The organism is Listeria fleischmannii subsp. fleischmannii LU2006-1 (assembly GCF_000344175.1).
Taxonomy (GTDB): Bacteria; Bacillota; Bacilli; order Lactobacillales; family Listeriaceae; genus Listeria; species Listeria fleischmannii.
Genome location: NZ_ALWW01000012.1, coordinates 45,644 through 63,564, shown reverse-complemented (window position 1 = coordinate 63,564; position 17,921 = coordinate 45,644). Strand labels below are relative to the sequence as shown.

The following is a 17,921-nucleotide window of genomic DNA, read 5'->3' as shown; positions in this document are numbered from 1 at the left end:
AAAATTTACTAAGAATGTTAAAATAATTTCAAAATTTATAATAATTAACAATAATTCAAAGTCAAAATGTATATCCTTCCCGCATAGAAGTGTTAAAATAGATGCTAATTATCTTCGTTTAAATCCAATTAGAGCGATAGATGGTCAAAATGCCCTAACAAAAATAATAGATGATAAAAATACATTGAACATTTTAGTCCCATACAAACAAAAAATAAATGAAACAAAAATTGTTCAAAATTATAATGACTGGTTTTATTTTCAAAAAATAGTTGTAGCCAATATGTACCGAGAAAAGATGCAGTTGCCGCCACTAAAAACTCCTAAAAAAAGGGCTTAAAATCAATTGTATATATGTAGAAAACAATCAAAAATACTTCACATATGATATTTATAGTGGCTCTCCACATAACAGTCAGATTACTGATCCACTTGCAATTCTATATACAAATAATATTGATTCATCAAATATTGGAGCATTAACTACAAGTTCATTATTTTTTACAAGTGATGATAATGGACAAGCTTATGATACTATTTCTCCCCTAATAAAAAAAACTGGTGCAACAGAAATTACCCACGTATTTAATGTTTATCAATCTGTTGGGGAAGAAATAAATGCTTTAAAAACCAAAATTTATAGACAACTAATCAGTATTGTTGTTATTTTAGTTTCGATGGTTGCACTTACAATCATTTTCACAAAAATGCAATATCAAAATATGATTTATAAACAAGCCATTCAATACGTTTTTGGTAAATCATTTTGGCAAAGTAGCCTATCACTTATTTTACCCAACCTTTTAGTTAGCTTTGTTGGTGGCTCACTTGCAGTTTTATTATCTGGAGTATATGTTGGTTATGCCTTTTCTTTTCATTATGTTACTTTTAGAATGTCTGATAATTTATTCCATCCGTACGTCTATTATAAATAAAGATGTCAAAACTTTATTAAAAGGTGAAAAATATGATTAAACTAGAAAATATAAACAAGCAAATAGCTGGTCAGTCCATTTTAAAAAATGTATCACTTCACATTTCTAAAGGGGAGTTTATTGTCATTTTAGGACAGAGTGGCAGTGGCAAAACTACGTTACTTCATATCATGGGATTACTTGAAAAAGTACAAGGTGGTAGCGTAACAATTAATCAGCATAAAAATCCTACGCAAAAAACCGTTCGTGAATTAAAAAGAAATACATTCGGTTTTATTTTCCAAAACTATTTACTTTTAGAAAATGAGCGTGTAGAAGCCAATTTAAACATCTCAAAAAAAGCCGAAAAAGTAGAACTGCAAACATCTTTACAAGCTGTTGGTTTAGATACCCCTTACCTTTCCAAATATGTCTATCAATTAAGCGGCGGCGAGAAACAACGGATAGCTATAGCACGAGTTTTACTAAAACCTTTTGATATTTTATTCGCCGATGAACCTACCGGAAATCTAGACCCAAAAAACCGAGATATGATTATCCACTTACTTTTAAAGGTTAAAGCAGAGGGGAAAACCGTGATCTGTGTAACCCATGATACCACTATTGCTGAAAAAGCAGATAGAATAATTACCATCCATGAAGGAGAAATATACCATGAAAATATTTAGCATAACACTTGTCAACACATTACTAATTCTTATTACCGTTCTCATCCATAAAGTCATTTTTAGAATGTTCCATTTTGGCTATGAAAGCTTAATTTTCTATTGGGGAATCTTTATTCTCATCTATTTTATTTTAAATTTAATCACCAACTCGATTTTCTTAAACAAAAGTAAGTAAACTAACAAAAAAAAGGTCGGGAATTTCTCCCGACCTTTTCTCTCATCTATATTCCGACGCTATTCAATCTAATTTCAGAAACCATTACATCAATAAATTTACCGTGCAAATGTTCAATTTGCTCATCAAAATCTGTGTCGAAGCAAATGATACTCTCTTCAAGGCGTAAAACGGCAAAACCGTCTTCCTCATAATCCTCAAGTTGCCCGATGATATGAATTTTACTCTCTTCATCCATTTCAATTAAGCAATGTTTCTCTTCGCTTTCATGTATAAACTCAGTTGTGATTTTTTCAGGAATCGTCACTTCAACCGTATACTTTCTCCCCGGGTCCGGCTCCTCGTCCATCCAAGTTCCAACGCCTTCACCAAAATCACTTATAAAAGTCACTTTATTGTCTTGAATTTTATTTTGAACCTTTATTTCCACCAATTATTTCCTCCTGTGTCATCAAGTTCTGTCCCTATTATAGCACGACTTTTTTAATCAGACTAATTTTTTTCCATAATCTCTAAAATTTTTCGCGTATAAATATAAAAAGCTTTTTTAGAACTACGGTCTCGTGCATTTGTTAATAAAATAACCTTTTTTGTATGGTCTTTCGTAAAAACATTAGCGGATTCATAGCCGTAAAGGACACCTCTCGAAATATGATAATCCCCAAAATCATACATGCCAAAACCGTATTTCCCAGCCCCTTTTTGCAAAAGGCGCCCCACTCCTTTTTTGGATATTAATTGACCTGAGAGAAGTGCTTCATCAAATTTATAAACATCTTCTACCGTCATATACATATCACCAGCACCAAAAAGCTGTGACATATCTTCCGTTATAGGAGCATCCACAATATCACCATCCCAATTATAGTAACTAGATGTATGTAACGGATTGTTATAAAACTTGGTCCAAAGTTGGCAGAAGTCATATTGGCCGGCGTAAAAATATGTTGTTTCACATAACGATCGACGCTCATTCCGGAAAGCTGCTGAATTAAATAAGCAATAACCGCATAATTATCATCCGAATAGTGCCATTTTCCAGGTTGTTGCTTTATACCAGCACGTTCAATGCTTTTTATAATTTGATACGGCGTAGTAGCGTCAGACTCTTTTTTTCGTTCATTTAGGCCTGTTGTATGCCCTAAAAAATTCTTTATCTTAATAGCATGTCCGTTCGGAAAATGTGGCAAATACTTTTGAATCGGATCGTCTAAACCTACTTTTCCCTGTTCCACAAGTTGCATAAAAGCCGTAGCGATAATCACTTTTTGCATGGAACCAATCAAATAGGTGCTAGTCATTTGATTTTTTTCACCTGTTTCAAAATTTGCGTTTCCGTATGCTTTTTTTAGTTGTATATTTCCCTTTATCCTCAATATACACCGTACCGTTAAATCCTATTTCATTTAAATATTCATCAATCGCATTTTCAGGTACAACATTTGCCTCAACCCTTTTAGAAGGTTGTAATTCGTTTTTCGTTGTTTCGTTTATGGCAGTTGTGGTCGTGTTTTTTGTAAGATGTATGTAAAGCGCTCCCCCGAGTAAGCAAATTAAAATAGCTAAACTTAAGCTTATAAAAATTTGCTTGTTGCGTCTCCCTTTTCTTCTTAGTTTATTTTTTTCAAGACGCGTTTGTTTCATGCTTTCTTCTCTCCTCAGCATTCATTTGAGCTATCTTATCATAAAACTGATCCGTTCTAAAAGATGTCATAATGCCTATTTTTCAAATTAAAAAGGGGTTACATCTCTGCCCCCTTTTACTTCATTTCTATTTTCTCAGCCTGCTGAAGATCGGTAAACAAACGGTGAATCGCGGCAAGCCATTTTTTTTGTTTATTGATGACAAATTGATAAACGATCCCGTCAAACATGCGGATTTCAATAATATTTGGAATTAATTCTCTGCCGAAAATTTTTGTTTTTACACCGCGAATTTTAGCGATTTTTTCAAAAGGAAGAATAAGCTCTTCATCAAAATATTCATTCGGTTTATGCACAAAGTTTGTTGATGTCAAATAAAGACGCCCGGGAACAGCCTTAAAATTCATCTTCAAATTCGCTAGGCCTTTATAAACCACCTCAAGTTGTTCCACGTTTACTTCCCCCCTATTTATATGTCTATTTTCCTGTCCCCTTTAAAGTAACTTGCCAAACATTTTTTTCTTATTCTGCTTCTCCGGAACAAATAACTCTAAATGACTAGGCAAAACCTCAATTTTAACAGGCAGGCTAGGACCAGGATCCCCGTCTACATTAACAGAAATCCCTTCGCCGCTCGCTTCGATTTCCAGACTATTCGTTTTATAATATTCCACTCCATTAGCGTTTTTCAGCGTCCCCTTAACCAATTGCGGCAAAATATTCGCAGCATCAATAAACCCTAATTTGGTTAAAATAAAGACATGTAATAACCCGTCATCTAGTTCTGCTTCAGGAGCCCATTTCTCCATGCCACCGACGGAATTTGTTAAGCCTGCAACAACAAGGGCTGCCTCATCATCAAAACTTTCCTCTTCACTCCGAATTTTAAAATGAAGCAGTTCATGCCGATTAAACGCCTTTAGCCCTTCAATAAAATAAGCGACAGGTCCAAATTTCGTTTTTTGCTCAACGCTTACCTGATCGACTGCCTGAGCAATCATACCAATGGCTAAAACATTCATAAAATATTGATTATCAATTTTGCCTACATCCATCGGTTTTAACACAGCTGTTTCCAACATTTTAATCGCTTTATGTGGTTTTAACGGGATACCTGTTGATCTAGCTAAATCATTTACCGTTCCAAGTGGAATAAAGCCAAAAGCAGGACGTTTCTCGTGTTTGGCTAGGCCATTAATCGTTTCATTCAGCGTCCCGTCTCCGCCCATAGCAATCACCGCATAAAAGCCCTCTTCTGCAGCATCAGATGCGAACTGAGTAGCATCTCCGCCCTTTTCCGTTAACTTCACTTCCACTAAGCCAAAACGATTTTTTAGTACTTTTTCCGCTTTTTCCATGTATGTCTTTGCTTTTTCCTTACCCGATGAAGGATTGACGATAAGCATCACTTTTTCCATATGTATTAACCTTCTTTCCTTCTAATTCCTCTTTTATTATACCCATTTCGTAAATTAAAAACCATTTCGATAGGCATACATCTAAAATTTTGGTACATTTAAGTTACAAACTGAACATAGGAGGAAAATAAATGTCTACTTTTCGCGCATTATTCGTCGAGGAAGAACCTGACGGAAAAGTGTCCACTTCCGTTAAAGAAACCGATTTAAAAACATTGCCAGATGGAGATGTTACGATTCGCGTCCATTATTCGAGTGTAAATTATAAAGACGCCCTGGCCACCCTACAGGACGGTAAAATCGTGTCGCGATACCCTTTCATTCCAGGCATTGACGCTAGTGGCATCGTAACAGAGTCAACTTCTACTCGTTTTAAAAAAGGGGATGCTGTCATTGTGACGAGCTATGAATTTGGCGTGAGCCATTTTGGAGGATTTAGCGAACTCATTCGCGTTCCAGAAAAATGGGTAGTTCCGCTACCAAAATCACTTTCGCTTCGTGAAGCTATGTGTTACGGGACGGCCGGATTTACGGCTAGCTTAAGCGTTCAAGCCCTGCTAGATAACGGGGCAAAGCCCGAAGATGGGCCTATTGCTGTTAGCGGGGCATCGGGAGGCGTTGGTAGTATTACGACTGGCATTTTAGCTCAAATGGGCTTTTCCGTCATAGCTTCAAGTGGGAAGGCAGGTAGCGAAATCCTTCTTGAAAAACTAGGTGCGCGTGAAGTTGTCTCTCGGTCAGACTTTAATCCAGAGAAAAAAAGAGCCCTTGATACGGAGCGTTTTGCTCATGCCGTTGATTCAGTTGGTGGCGACGTTTTAAGCTATTTTCTATCTGCAACGAAGTACGGTGGAACTGTAACCGCGTGCGGCATGGCTCTTTCAGGAAAATTGGAAACAACTGTCTTTCCTTTCATTTTACGTGGTATTTCGCTTGTTGGAATTGATTCGGTGTATTGTCCTTATGAAAAAAGAGTGCACATTTGGGAACAAATCGCAACGAATTTTAAACTAGCCAAAATAGATACCCTTATCCATGAAATCTCACTGGACGAACTACCAAAAGCGCTTCTTCAAATTACAAATGAAGGAACGCTAGGTCGTTATATTGTAAAGTTAATCTAAAAAAGAAAATCAAGAAAGGATACACCCAAAAGGATATCTTTTCTTGATTTCAGACTGCTGACAAACGGCAATCTTCGTTGTTAAACCCTCCGTGCCGGTGCTCACGTACTCGAGTACGCTCCGCTCCGGCACAGAGGCTTTGCCTAGAATCTCACCATTTGTCAGCAGTCTGATTTTGGCGTGCGCCATTTTGTTTTGTGTAAACTTTGCATTTTACTACAAGCTAAAATCAAGAAAAGATATCCCATAAGGATATCTTTTCTTGATTTCTTTTTATATACATTTAGCGATAAGCAGATAAAATTTGAAATTCTGTCATTTCATCAATCAACATAATCGCTTCTGAATAATTTCCTACTTCAATCGCGTACGTTAATTCTGATAGTTTACTTACTAGTTCGGGACCTGAACTTTCAAGTATCGAACGAACTTCACTATCCGCAAATTGATCAATTCGATCGAAAAAATCAACTAGAATTTGTTGATAATATTCATTTTTCAAAAGTAAAATCAATTCTAAGATGACTGCCCGACAATATTTCTGATAAGCTTTTTTATTCCCGTTTTGCACTTGCCACTCTAACTCCAATTTTTTAGGGGCTATAATACGCTGGTCAAACCGAATTTTCTTGTTTTCGATTCGATGGACAGTATGTTTTAAAAATAGGCCGACAATATCTAAAATTTCAATATAATTATCTTTTGTCACCTTACTATTTTTCACAACCGCCCCACGATAATCTAAGTTTTCAACAAACCCATCCGCCGTAAGCATCGCAATCGCTTTTCTAACTGGCGTCCGGCTAATTTTTAGTTCTCGTGATAGGGCTGTTTCGATTAAACGCATTCCTGGTTCATATTCCCCTGATTGGATTCGTCTTTTAATCTCCTTGTAACATTTTGTTTCCATTGTCTCTTTGTGGCCTTTTTCCATCTCGCACCCTCTTCTCTCTGTTTTAGTAACCTGTTATCACAAAAAGGATTTGGAAAGAATGATTTCCTGTAAGAATGGATTTTCCTGCACTTTTTTCTCTATCGCAAGAAAAGGATGATATTCCGTATTTTCACTTGTTAGAAGAATCATTTGAATTAAAATGATTTGTTGAATGAGTTGAAAACTTTGTCGTGCTTCTTTTTTAGTGAAATGCCGAAAAAATTGTTCCATCATTTTTCCTAAATAATGAAGTAGCACGGCTAAAAAAAGAATGATAAGTGTAAAGATAGTTCGGTTTTTAAAATCCTCCACTTGGATTAAAAAACTTCCGCCAAAAATAGCTAGAAAAACAGCAATAAAAACGCTCATAATCATTCCAAGTAAATTTCGCTTTTTATTTTCCTCGAAATTCCCGTACTCTGAACGAATAAATCCAATGAGCTTATCAAGATCTTCCCGTGTTCTAAACCCGTTTTGTTTTAAATAAGCGTAAAGAAGATATTGTTTTAACTTATTCCATTCATTGAAATTGCGAATTTGATAGTTTAGCTTTATATACCTCCGTGCCTTTCTAACAATCATTATGTAAAAAAGTAACCCTACTAAACACATGGAAGCGACAAGCACCGTCCACGCGAGAAGTAAACTCCCGTACATAAAACTAAGCCACACAGCTATAATAAGAAAAAAGCAGATTGAAAGGTAGCTTACCCAAAAACCTTTCATAAAACTATACATTAAATTCCAATCCCCTAGTTTTTTAAAATAAAAATGAACTAATTTATTTCCTGCCATCGTTACACTCTTTTCTATTTTCGCCTATTTCTAGTTTAACATGGAAAAGCTTCACGGGAAAGCTTCATTTTGAGTAATTAAATGAACGAATCGTATCCAAAAAAAATAAAAAAATACTACAATTGCACACAAAAAAAGCACATGGCTAAAATAGCCATGTGCTTTTACTTCTATTTAGTCATTTTCAACATTCATGACAGAACCATCTTTGGCATTAACTGTGACATCCGATTCATTCGTACCATTTTCAATTGAAACAGAATAAACAGTGTCATTAAAAGAACGTTCTAATTCAATACTCGTAACAGCACCATCAGATTCAGCGGTAGCTTTTGCATAGCCTCATCCATGGAAATAATACCCGCCATATTTATTTTATCATTTTGAACGTCATTTTTATCATCCGTATCCATGCTTTCAGCTTTATCTTCTAACACTTCTTTGGAATCCGCATCAAATACCATTTCATAGTCCTTCATATTATCTGCGCCTTCAATTTTATAAACCGCTTTTCCATTTTCATATTCCAATTTGACTGAAGTTAAATCAGCCTCTTTATTTTTATCTTGGAACATTTTAATCGCATCGTCCATTGACAAATTAAATGACTTTCCATTTAAATCTTGTTGACTTGTCGTTTTATCTGAGCTTTTTTTAGATGAATAGTTCGTGTTGTTATTGTTATTCGACTGCTTATCATCATTGTCCCCACATGCTGCTAATAATCCGACAGAAAGAGCTAAAGTAGCCACGACTCCTGCAATTTTATACGTATTCATATAATCCCTCCAGTAAATTCTTATAAGTTTCCCAATGAATATTATATAATATTTCTCTTTTCGAAGATTCCCACTTTTGAAGGAAGTCAAACTCAGCCTTTAGACTTATAGTAAAAAATCAAGCAGTTCATCACGAGGAATACGGCCAAAATAACGCGCCACCTCATCTGGCGTCAAAACATTACGAAGAGCTTCTCTTGTATAAAAAATGCCGGTTAATTTTTCCTCAAGCTCCGAAATATCATACATGCCAAAAAAGTCTCCAAAAATTTTAATTTCCGTAATAAAACCTTTTTTGGTTTCCAAATGAAATTGAACTGTACCCGCATCAAATCTTTTCTTCTTCGTGACAAGCCCTTTCGGAGACCTTCCGTATGTCCAAGCAGGATTGCGGTAGCGTTCTTTTTCAATTTTTTTTATCCCCTCCAAGTCCTCTTTTGTAAAAGAATAGGTTGGAATGTCTTTTGTTGCAAAAATAGAATTTAAAAGTACTTGTTTAAAGCCTAAAATATCCATATCTTCTTTTAAGTGTTCACGGATATTGGTCACACGACTTCGAACGGATTTAACGCCTTTTGACAAATATTTTTCCGGATCCACATGCAGTGCTTTTTGAACATTATCTAAATTCACATCAAATAGTAGCGTGCCGTGACTATATAAACGTCCTTTTGTAATGAACTGCGCATTACCACTAATCTTTTTACCACCGATTTCAATATCATTACGACCGCTTAAAGTTGCCTCTACGCCGAGAGTTTCTAGTGCTTTAATGACTGGCATCGTGAATTTTTCAAAGTTTTGAAAGCTATTTCCATCGTCTTTTGTAATGATACTAAAGCTTATATTTCCTAAATCATTATACACAGCCCCGCCGCCAGATAATCGCCTAAGCACGTCCACCTGATTTTGTTCAATGTACGAATGATTAATTTCTTCATACATATTTTGATTTTTACCCACAATCACGCTTGGATTCATTCTATAAAACATAAAATAAGTTTCATCCTCAGGTAAAAAGCGCAAGGCATATTCTTCCATAGCAAAATTCTTCGCCTGATCTAATTCATCGTGATTCTCTAAATAAATCACTTTTACGACTCCCTTTTCAAACAAATTCGGACGATTTCAGGACGATTAAACACGCGTGGTACAAGTGTTGTATTACCAAGACCTCTACTCACAATCATCGCTTTTCCATTTGACTGATGGGAGCCCGCTGTTAACTTAGGAAAAAGCCCTTGTCCCGGAGAAAATAGCCCTTCAGTTAGCGGCAAACGAATTTGCCCCCCGTGCGCGTGACCGCAAAAAACCAGATCAATTGGCATATTTTGATAAATGGACCAATATTCCGGGCGATGCGCTAATAAAATGGTAAATAATTCTTCCGGAATACCAGCCGTCGCACGTTTAATTTCCTCTTCCGTAATTACGCCCATTTTTTCTTTTTCAATGGATGTTCTTAGTTTTTCGTTTTCAGATAAGCTGAAACTCGGATCAGAAATGCCAGCGAGCGCGATTTTTTCTCCCTCTTCCTCTAAAAAAAGATAGTTGTTATACAAAATGTGAACGCCTGCCTCTTTCAGAGAGAGAAGTAGTTCATCAAAAAATGCGCTTTTTCTTTCATGGTTGCCACTAATATAATAAATGGGGCAAATTTGAGCGAGCTTGCGAACAAGTGCAGTGGCAACATTTTGAGGCTCATCCCCATCAATTAAATCGCCAGTTAGGAAAATGCCATCTGGATTTAGTGCTAGTATTTTGCCAATTAACTTGTCATTAAATCTACCAAAAGAACAGCTGTGCAAATCCGACAATTGAATATACGTTTTATCATCGAATGCTTGCGGAATTTTATTCGACCAAATACGATAATCCGTTATCGTTAAATGTTTTGTTTCATAATACGAATGCAGCATAAAACCGGCAAACGCTGCTAGTTTAAAACTATTTTTTTTCATTTTATTTCCTCACTTTACAATATCTTACCGGTTTATTTTACCATTACAAACTTTAAAATGCTGTTATTTCAATTGAAAAGATTGAAATCTTTCATAATCAGCAGGACTCACCTCAACACGTAGCTTTGTCCCCTCTTCTGTATAGTCTTGAAAGAGTACATGCGCATGGTCGTTTAAATGCGAGATAATATCGCCACGATCAAACGGAATAAGGTATGATGTTTCTTTATAACCTGTAAAGATTTTTTTCGTGATTTCTTCCGTCAACATCGCGAGACTTGCCTCATCTTTCGCCGAATAAATGAGCCCCTCTTCTTGTAAAGCTGGATACTCGGCGCCATGTACCAAATCGGCCTTATTGTAGATGTATAAAACGGGGACATCCTTTACCCCAACAGCTAAAAGAGTTGCTTCCGTTGTTTCAATCATTGCCTTATAATTTTCATCAGAATAATCGACAACGTGCAGCAGTAAATCAGCTTCTTTCGCCTCCTCAAGCGTAGAGCGGAAAGCTTTTACAAGATGCGTCGGCAATTTACTAACAAACCCAACCGTATCTGTTAATAAAAATTGTTTGTTGTCTGGTAAAATGATTTCGCGAACACTGGTTTCCAAAGTGGCGAAGAGCATATCTTTTTCAAAAACCTGTTTGTGAGCGGATTTACTAAACTGATTCACAAGGCCATTCATCGTGGTCGATTTCCCCGCGTTTGTATACCCAACAAGAGAAACAACAGGAATTTCATTTTTCTTGCGCTTACGCCGTCTTGTTTCCCGCTCCTGCACAATCTCCTCTAGTTCACTTGTTAAATGGCGAATTTGATTTTTAATAATCCGGCGGTCACTTTCAATTTTCTTCTCACCAGAACCGCGATTGGCAAGCCCCGTCTTTCCACTTTGCTGATCAAAAACTTCATCACTATTTGAAAGACGAGGAAGTTCATATTTCAGCCGCGCAATTTCAACTTGTAGCTTTGCCTCACGTGTTTTGGCACGTTCGGCAAAAATCGCTAAAATAAGCGCTGTGCGGTCAATAATTTCTTTCTCAAGTTCCTCTTCAAGATTTCTTATTTGCGAGGCCGTCAATTCATCATTTACGACAAAGGCATCGATTTGTAACATTTCCCCGATTTGTTTAAGTTCCTCTACTTTCCCTTTCCCGACATACGTTGCTTTATTAATCCGATCAATATTTTGTTTCACCACATCTAATATTTCATAATGATTCGCTTCTGCTAAATTGGCGAGCTCTACCATCGTATATTCAAAATTTTTATCTGAGCCGCTAACACCAACTAAAATAACTTTTTTATTCATAAAAAATGACCTCCTGAAAAAATAGATTTCTTTCAGTGCGGTCAGGATTTGTATACTTGCCCTTAAAAAAGCGTACAAAAAAGAAGCGTTTCGACTCGCCTCTTTCAAAAAATTTCCGTATTAAAAGAACACTCACGCAAATTGTGAATAGACCAATCCCGTTATCCACGTCAAAAAAACGCAGATTTCCGCACTATTTAATTAGCTGCAAGAACCGCTTACGGAACGAAGTCTAATCCAAATCATAATTTGCCGAGCCTCCTAACCTTTTAGATAACGCCATCATAACATGAGTACTTTTAAATTTCAAGTTAAGAAAAACTACCGACCACGATCGGTAGCTTTTCTTTTTATTACTCGGGACGTGTTACAACGAATGTTTCCCCTAATTTCGCATAATCATTTCCAGCTAAACGCGAAACAGGATGGATTTCCTCCGCTAGTAAATATCCTTTTTCTTGGTCAACAATCTCATCATTAAAATCGTACTGAACAATACGCGCTAAAATGAGATCTGCTATTGTTTCTCCTGCATCATTTTGAATCGGAAGCGTATTAAAAACGGTGGCAGCAAGTTTTAATTTCGCTTCCGCAATTCTTGGAACAGTGAAATTTTCTTCCTCCAAAAGATGGAAGTTTGTTTCTGTAAGTTCGCTTTCATTTTTTGGGAGCGAAGCCGCTGTCTTGTTCACATCTTCTACCATATCTTCACTCACGATATGAATCACAAGTTCGCCGTTTGCTAGCGCATTTCTCGCTGTATCTTTCATTTCACCATTTTGCCGCTGAACCGAAATGGACACAACTGGCGGATCACTCGAAACTATATTGAAAAAACTAAACGGGGCTGCGTTTACCACACCTTCTTCTGACACCGTCGTAACAAAAGCGATAGGTCTCGGAATAATCGCACCACTTAAAAACTTATAATTTTCTTTTTGAGAAAGTTCGTTTGCCAAATATTTCATGCTTCCACACCTAAATTCTCATACCATAATTTAGCGTCCTCAATTTCTTCCCTTGTTAAATTATGCCCCGCTTCCGTAAAAACGGTTTGAACCTCAGCCGCCCTATCTTGGAATAAATCAACAAGTGCTTTCGTACTAGAAAAAGGAACTAGTGGGTCATTGACACCAGCCGTTAAAAAGACATGTCGTTTTTCTAAAGAAAAATCTTGTGGCTTATTATTAGCAGGCATCGCATGAAGTAAAATTGCATTTTGGAAGCCATCTTCTTCCTGTAAAATGGCATTTGCAGCAATATTTGCCCCGTTTGAATAGCCGACAACAACAAGATCCTGAAAGTCAATCTCATACGTTTCTGCGAGTTCATACGTGGTTTGAAGTAGCTTTTTCGTTCGAATAGCAAGATCTAAAAGGTCGAGCCTGCCATCACTAAAACGTTTAAAAAAGCGATTAGCGCCGTTTTCTGAAACATCTCCGCAAAGCGATAAAATAGGCGCATCATTTGCAATAAGTTTCCCGATGTCAACAAGCGAATTCTCATCCCCGCCTGTACCATGAAGTAAAAGTAATGGTTTCTTTAATTTATCACCTGGAATAAAAATATGATCCATACATTTTAGCTCCTTTTAGTATTAATTGGTCTTACCATTGCTTCAATTTGTTCTCTTTTCCCTTCTAAAAATGGTGGTAAACTCAATTTTTCACCTAATGTTTCATACGGTTCATCACTCGTAAAGCCTGGTCCATCCGTTGCAAATTCAAACAAAATTTGTTGGCTAACAGGCACATAAAGAGATTCAAAATAGAAGCGATTTACATAGCCACTATTAGGTGCTTGGAAAGTTTCCATGCGCTCAACCCATTTTAATAGCTCATCATGGTTTTCAACACGGAATGCAACATGATGCACACCACCGTATCCTTGCATAGCCATTCCAATATCTGTTCTTTCTTCTACAATAACTTGTGCCCCGTTTCCACCTTCGCCAACTTCGTATAGATGTAAGCCGTTCTCTTCCTTAACAAAACGGAAACCAAGAATCGCTTTTAATACCGCATCCATATTTTCAAGCGACACGACAGTAAGAAAAACCGGACCTAAACCGTAAATAGCATATTTTTCTGGAACCGGACCGTTTTTCCATGGTACGCCTGCTGCTACTCCTTCATTATGTTCATCAGAAATGAGTTGCAACATTTGACCATCAAAATCTTGAAACGGCAATACTTTTTTTCCAAAAATGGTTTTAATGTCTTCGTGGGGTACATCTAATTTTTTGAAACGATCCATATAATATTCTAGTGCTGCATCGTTTGGTACGCGGAAACTCGTTTTCGAAATACTATCTGTTCCGGGTCTACCTTTTGGCAAATCAGGGAAATCAAAGAACGTCATATCTGTTCCAGCACTTCCAGCATCATCCGCATAAAACATGTGATACGTGTGAATATCATCCTGATTCACTGTCTTTTTCACTAATCGCATTCCGAGTACTTCTGTAAAAAATTCATAATTTTTCTCCGCACTACTTGTCATCGCTGTTACGTGGTGTATACCTTTTAAATCTTTTATCATTTTATTTTCCCTCCAAAATAATTTTCAATTTCAGTTCTTCTCGGTTCTAAAAACGGTGGTAAGCTAAAATGCGTGCCTAATTCATCGACTGATTCATCTAATGTGAATCCTGGCGTAACATTTGCAAATTCAATTCTAAGTCCAAATGGGTCGCGTACATAAAGACTAATAAAGTAGCCTCTATCCACATATTCCTCAACCTCAATATCATTTGTTTGCGCAAACTCGTAAAGCGCGTCCAGTTCTTCTTTCGTCGCCGCCTCATACGCCACATGGTCAATCGTCCCTCTACCAAATCGCGTTTTTTCTTTGGATAAAGTTTGCCGAGTTGTGACTTCGTTAACACCAAAACCAGCTAGAAAACTCTTCGCTTTACCGGCATCAGGTACGTGATAAACGACATCTAAAATTCGAATAATTTGTTTATTTCTAGGAATATCTGTATGTCTCGTCGCATTTCGTTCCGTTATTTCTTCTGAAACTTCAGAAAGCGCAAATGTTAATCCATCAGGGTCAGAAAAAATCAATTGATTCTCTAGGCGCTCTGTTTCAACCTCAAATGATTTTAAGCGCTCATACCAAAAATTTAAACTATTTTTAGGAACGGCGAGTGTAACTTGACCAAAATAAGCTTTTTTATTGTAACTTTTCCCAATACGTGGAATTTCGAAAAAAGTGAGAAGAGTTCCCGGATTTCCTTCGTAGTCCCCATAAAACAAGTGTCGCATCTTAACATTTGCCTGGTTGACTGTATTTTTAACAAATTTATACCCTAATACATCTTGATAAAAATAATGAGATGTCTCAAAGTCTTTAATAAAGGCAGAAATGTGATGAATTCTTTTTGACATATTTCGCGCCTCCTTTCTATATTTATAGTTTACAACTAAACAATTAAAAAGTAAAGTAAACTAACTTACAAAAAATAAGACGAGGAGTTATTTTTTTATTTTTACATCATTACAAATGATACCACTTTTTTCTCCAGATAAAACGTTAACTCCTAGAGATCCCTTTTTTAATATGTTTTCCTGTTCCAAATAAACACTTGAATAAGGCTTCATAAAAATGGGGCCAATATCAGACGATAAAGTTTCCCCGTATTCATGTAAATCTTCATTCGAGTTCACTAATAGAATGTCAAAATAAAGATCTAATGCGCATGATGCCTTGTTATCAGAAAATTTACCTGCCCCATCATTTAAATTTAAAATTATTTTTTCATTGTTCGTTCGTAGTTCTTCTATTTTATCCCGAATACTTTTTTCAATATGAAGATACATTTTTCTCACCTACTAACGTAAATTTTTTCGTTTCATCCAAAAATAGCGTTCATCAAATGGTTTAATTTCTTCAAAACCTAAACTTACGTAAAGTTCAATTGCACGTGAATTTTCAGGTAAGACGCGAATAAAAATGTCGTCATAGGGGTATTTTTTTGCTTCTTCAAGTAAACTTTGGACTAGTTTCTTCCCGTACCCTTGTCCGCGGTATTCTTGTGCTGTTATGAGATGTGCGAATTCTAGGTCTCCTTCTTCGTCATCAATCCATATTTCACCGTAAGCGACTGGATTTCCCGCTTCAAACGAAACAAAAGGTACTTGATCATCTGTACTTAGCCAACTTCGCAAGTCGCTTTCTTGAATGATGCGTTTATTTGTAGCCAAATAGTTGTCCGCCTCGTTTTGAAATAAAGGTAAGATCTGGCGTAAATCGCTTTCTTCTACTTTTTTCATAAAAACCACCTCAACTGGAAATATCTTGTTTTGTAAAAATAAAATAGGAGAGCACACAACTAGTTAGTCCCCAAATAAAGAGTACGAGCATAGAGAACTCTAGCGTCATGCCCGAAACAGGCGGTGCTGTTCCATTTAAATAGTTTGTTAATTGTAAGTTTACCATAAATAAATATTTCGCACTCGGCCAGGCATTTACGAGATTGGTTAGAATGGTCCCTGTTATGAGAGCTGCAAGCATGATTCCCATAACTGCTGCAGTTTGCCGAACGATGACAGAAACAAATATGGTTAAAATTCCCACAATAATGCTAACAAACCACGCAAGTCCAAATTCCATGATTAATAATTGATAAATGGGTAATTGATAGACGTTAGACGTATCAATTGTATCACCGCTTACTTGAAAACCTGTTAAAACAGGCGCTCCCCAGCCACCATAACCAAACACCGGTCCAGAAATGAGATAGGCCGTTAAGCCAGACAAGACGATAATTGCCGAGATAGATAGCAGTAAGGAAATATATTTACTTGTTAAAATTCGGGCTCGCGATACAGGTCTTGTTAGTAGGAATTTAATGGTTCCTGAACTCATTTCAGCAGAAATTAAATCGGCAGCAATCACCATCATAAACAGGGGAAACAGTAAACTAATCCCGTTTTCTACAAAAGTTTTTAAAACATAGGGGCTCCAGGCGCATTGGGATTAATATCATGATCTAAATAATATTGCAGCTGACCTTTTAGTACTTTAAAATATGCTTGATAATCGTCCGGCAATCTGCCAGAGCCGAGCCGATTTTCAAGATCAATAATTCGTTCCTGAACTTGAATATGCCAATCCGTCGTTCCTGCTTTTTTCACATCCTCCTCATGTTGCCGATACTGTGCATATGTAAAAATTCCTGAGATAAGTGCAACAAGAATCAAAATGATGAACACACGGCGTTTTCGCCATAGCTTAAGCTGTTCGTTATAGACGAGCTGATTCATTGTTCGCCCCCCTTTGTAAGTTCTAAAAATAAGTCTTCAAGAGATGGCTTGAGGCGCTCGATGCGATGCACTAAAATCCTGTTTTCAACCAGTTTTTGATTCCAAAAAGAAACATCATTACTTTTTTTCATGTATAAAAAAGGGCCATTTTCTAAAACGTCTGTATAAGACGATAAAATGTCTCTTGCAGCATTTTGTGGCTCCGCTTCGATACGAATTTGTTCGCGAGATTCAAGTAAATGCTGTGTCGTATCTGTTAAAATGATTTTCCCCTCCGTCATAATTGCCACACGGTCACATAAAAGTTCAATCTCTGCAAGTAAGTGTGAAGATACAAGAACACTTATCCCTGTTTCCTTTACAAGCGTTTCTATAAAATCCCGCATTTCATGAATACCGGACGGATCGAGCCCATTCGTTGGCTCATCTAAAATAAGTAATTTAGGTTTGCTTAAAAGAGCTTGAGCAATGCCTAAACGTTGCCTCATCCCAAGCGAATAAGTTGACACACGATCCTTTAAACGTCCTTCCATATGAACAAGCGCCGCCACTTCCTGAATACGTTCTTTTGGAATGGAGTTGTCCATGCGCGCAAAATACGCAAGATTCTCTTCTCCTGTTAAAAAAGGATAGAATTCCGGATTTTCAACAATGGAACCTAAATTTTGCATGGCCTTCTTAAAATCTTTTCGAATATCATAACCGCCAATCAAAATGGTGCCTGAACTTGGCTTCATAAGTCCAACAAGCATGCGAATCGTTGTCGTTTTCCCAGCGCCATTCGGACCTAAAAAACCAAAAATCTCGCCTGGTTTTACTTGAAACGAAATATCAGAAATAATCATCCGTTTTTTAATTTTCTTAGATACCTGTTTTACTTCAAGCGCATAGCCTGTCATAT

The 17,921-nt window shown here is 36.8% G+C and carries 24 protein-coding genes and 2 pseudogenes; 5 read left to right on the top strand and 21 right to left on the bottom strand.

The window, feature by feature from the left end:
- From LFLEISCH_RS15375 to LFLEISCH_RS05450, 4 genes and pseudogenes are all read left to right on the top strand, one after another.
- Positions 1 to 340: pseudogene (locus tag LFLEISCH_RS15375) on the top strand (hypothetical protein); the annotation flags it as partial.
- 337 nt (positions 341 to 677) lie between these two features.
- The gene (locus LFLEISCH_RS14630; RefSeq protein WP_007473826.1) at positions 678 to 935 is read left to right on the top strand and encodes a hypothetical protein; all 258 of its coding nucleotides are present in this window, start codon (positions 678 to 680) and stop codon (positions 933 to 935) included.
- Between the two features lie 32 nt (positions 936 to 967).
- Entirely contained in the window at positions 968 to 1,603 is a 636-nt protein-coding gene (locus LFLEISCH_RS05455; protein WP_007473824.1) for an ATP-binding cassette domain-containing protein, read from the top strand.
- Positions 1,590 to 1,778 carry a bacteriocin-like WGxF protein gene (locus LFLEISCH_RS05450; protein ID WP_007473822.1) on the top strand — a complete coding sequence of 63 codons (189 nt, stop codon included), beginning with the start codon at positions 1,590 to 1,592 and terminating at the stop codon, positions 1,776 to 1,778. Before LFLEISCH_RS05455 ends, LFLEISCH_RS05450 begins: the two co-directional genes overlap by 14 nt.
- Positions 1,779 to 1,824: 46 nt before the next feature.
- Here LFLEISCH_RS05450 and LFLEISCH_RS05445 read toward each other — a convergent pair whose 3' ends face one another.
- The 6 genes from LFLEISCH_RS05445 to LFLEISCH_RS05430 form a co-directional block, all read right to left on the bottom strand.
- Positions 1,825 to 2,208 carry a hypothetical protein gene (locus tag LFLEISCH_RS05445; RefSeq protein ID WP_007473820.1) on the bottom strand — a complete coding sequence of 128 codons (384 nt, stop codon included), beginning with the start codon at positions 2,206 to 2,208 and terminating at the stop codon, positions 1,825 to 1,827.
- 62 nt (positions 2,209 to 2,270) lie between these two features.
- On the bottom strand, positions 2,271 to 2,624 hold the full coding sequence (locus tag LFLEISCH_RS14625; RefSeq protein ID WP_007473818.1) for a hypothetical protein: 354 nt from the start codon (positions 2,622 to 2,624) through the stop codon (positions 2,271 to 2,273).
- On the bottom strand, positions 2,609 to 3,154 hold the full coding sequence (locus LFLEISCH_RS14620) for a serine hydrolase domain-containing protein (RefSeq protein ID WP_159099759.1): 546 nt from the start codon (positions 3,152 to 3,154) through the stop codon (positions 2,609 to 2,611). The genes LFLEISCH_RS14625 and LFLEISCH_RS14620 overlap by 16 nt, the downstream gene beginning before the upstream one ends.
- The gene (locus LFLEISCH_RS14615; RefSeq protein WP_007473815.1) at positions 3,099 to 3,422 is read right to left on the bottom strand and encodes a hypothetical protein; all 324 of its coding nucleotides are present in this window, start codon (positions 3,420 to 3,422) and stop codon (positions 3,099 to 3,101) included. The genes LFLEISCH_RS14620 and LFLEISCH_RS14615 overlap by 56 nt, the downstream gene beginning before the upstream one ends.
- A gap of 116 nt (positions 3,423 to 3,538) precedes the next feature.
- Positions 3,539 to 3,829, bottom strand: a complete 291-nt coding sequence (locus LFLEISCH_RS05435) for a hypothetical protein (protein WP_223196467.1) — start codon at positions 3,827 to 3,829, stop codon at positions 3,539 to 3,541.
- Positions 3,830 to 3,916: 87 nt separating this feature from the next.
- Positions 3,917 to 4,840, bottom strand: a complete 924-nt coding sequence (locus tag LFLEISCH_RS05430) for a diacylglycerol/lipid kinase family protein (protein ID WP_007473810.1) — start codon at positions 4,838 to 4,840, stop codon at positions 3,917 to 3,919.
- 131 nt (positions 4,841 to 4,971) lie between these two features.
- Here LFLEISCH_RS05430 and LFLEISCH_RS05425 point away from each other — a divergent pair, with 131 nt between their 5' ends.
- Entirely contained in the window at positions 4,972 to 5,964 is a 993-nt protein-coding gene (locus LFLEISCH_RS05425) for an oxidoreductase (protein ID WP_007473809.1), read from the top strand.
- A gap of 283 nt (positions 5,965 to 6,247) precedes the next feature.
- On the opposite strand, the gene LFLEISCH_RS05420 is transcribed toward LFLEISCH_RS05425, so the two are convergent.
- From LFLEISCH_RS05420 to LFLEISCH_RS05355, 15 genes and pseudogenes are all read right to left on the bottom strand, one after another.
- Positions 6,248 to 6,898: a GntR family transcriptional regulator gene (locus tag LFLEISCH_RS05420; protein WP_007473807.1), complete on the bottom strand. Its 651-nt coding sequence runs from the start codon at positions 6,896 to 6,898 to the stop codon at positions 6,248 to 6,250.
- 36 nt (positions 6,899 to 6,934) lie between these two features.
- Positions 6,935 to 7,693, bottom strand: a complete 759-nt coding sequence (locus tag LFLEISCH_RS05415; protein WP_007473805.1) for an ABC transporter ATP-binding protein — start codon at positions 7,691 to 7,693, stop codon at positions 6,935 to 6,937.
- A gap of 174 nt (positions 7,694 to 7,867) precedes the next feature.
- Positions 7,868 to 7,990: a PepSY domain-containing protein gene (locus LFLEISCH_RS16475; RefSeq protein ID WP_149022046.1), complete on the bottom strand. Its 123-nt coding sequence runs from the start codon at positions 7,988 to 7,990 to the stop codon at positions 7,868 to 7,870.
- Positions 7,981 to 8,472, bottom strand: coding sequence for a PepSY domain-containing protein (locus tag LFLEISCH_RS05410; RefSeq protein ID WP_007473803.1), 492 nt, complete (start codon positions 8,470 to 8,472; stop codon positions 7,981 to 7,983). Before LFLEISCH_RS05410 ends, LFLEISCH_RS16475 begins: the two co-directional genes overlap by 10 nt.
- Before the next feature lie 105 nt (positions 8,473 to 8,577).
- On the bottom strand, positions 8,578 to 9,564 hold the full coding sequence (locus tag LFLEISCH_RS05405) for a lipoate--protein ligase (protein WP_007473801.1): 987 nt from the start codon (positions 9,562 to 9,564) through the stop codon (positions 8,578 to 8,580).
- A 2-nt stretch (positions 9,565 to 9,566) separates the two neighbouring features.
- Entirely contained in the window at positions 9,567 to 10,433 is an 867-nt protein-coding gene (locus LFLEISCH_RS05400; protein ID WP_007473799.1) for a metallophosphoesterase, read from the bottom strand.
- Positions 10,434 to 10,496: 63 nt separating this feature from the next.
- Positions 10,497 to 11,750: a GTPase HflX gene (hflX, locus tag LFLEISCH_RS05395; protein WP_007473798.1), complete on the bottom strand. Its 1,254-nt coding sequence runs from the start codon at positions 11,748 to 11,750 to the stop codon at positions 10,497 to 10,499.
- A gap of 353 nt (positions 11,751 to 12,103) precedes the next feature.
- Entirely contained in the window at positions 12,104 to 12,718 is a 615-nt protein-coding gene (locus tag LFLEISCH_RS05390; protein WP_007473797.1) for a flavin reductase family protein, read from the bottom strand.
- A complete protein-coding gene (locus LFLEISCH_RS05385; protein WP_007473796.1) occupies positions 12,715 to 13,326 on the bottom strand; it encodes an alpha/beta hydrolase in 612 nt (203 codons plus the stop codon). Before LFLEISCH_RS05385 ends, LFLEISCH_RS05390 begins: the two co-directional genes overlap by 4 nt.
- Before the next feature lie 5 nt (positions 13,327 to 13,331).
- A complete protein-coding gene (locus LFLEISCH_RS05380) occupies positions 13,332 to 14,291 on the bottom strand; it encodes a ring-cleaving dioxygenase (RefSeq protein WP_007473795.1) in 960 nt (319 codons plus the stop codon).
- Complete coding sequence (locus LFLEISCH_RS05375) at positions 14,288 to 15,142, bottom strand: VOC family protein (protein WP_007473794.1); 855 nt, start codon at positions 15,140 to 15,142, stop codon at positions 14,288 to 14,290. Before LFLEISCH_RS05375 ends, LFLEISCH_RS05380 begins: the two co-directional genes overlap by 4 nt.
- An 87-nt stretch (positions 15,143 to 15,229) precedes the next feature.
- Positions 15,230 to 15,574, bottom strand: a complete 345-nt coding sequence (locus LFLEISCH_RS05370; RefSeq protein WP_007473793.1) for an iron-sulfur cluster biosynthesis family protein — start codon at positions 15,572 to 15,574, stop codon at positions 15,230 to 15,232.
- A gap of 12 nt (positions 15,575 to 15,586) precedes the next feature.
- Complete coding sequence (locus tag LFLEISCH_RS05365) at positions 15,587 to 16,027, bottom strand: GNAT family N-acetyltransferase (RefSeq protein ID WP_007473792.1); 441 nt, start codon at positions 16,025 to 16,027, stop codon at positions 15,587 to 15,589.
- A gap of 10 nt (positions 16,028 to 16,037) precedes the next feature.
- Positions 16,038 to 17,020: pseudogene (locus tag LFLEISCH_RS05360) on the bottom strand (ABC transporter permease).
- Entirely contained in the window at positions 17,017 to 17,919 is a 903-nt protein-coding gene (locus LFLEISCH_RS05355) for an ABC transporter ATP-binding protein (protein WP_007473789.1), read from the bottom strand. The pseudogene LFLEISCH_RS05360 and the gene LFLEISCH_RS05355 overlap by 4 nt, the downstream one beginning before the upstream one ends.
- Positions 17,920 to 17,921 lie beyond the last annotated feature (2 nt).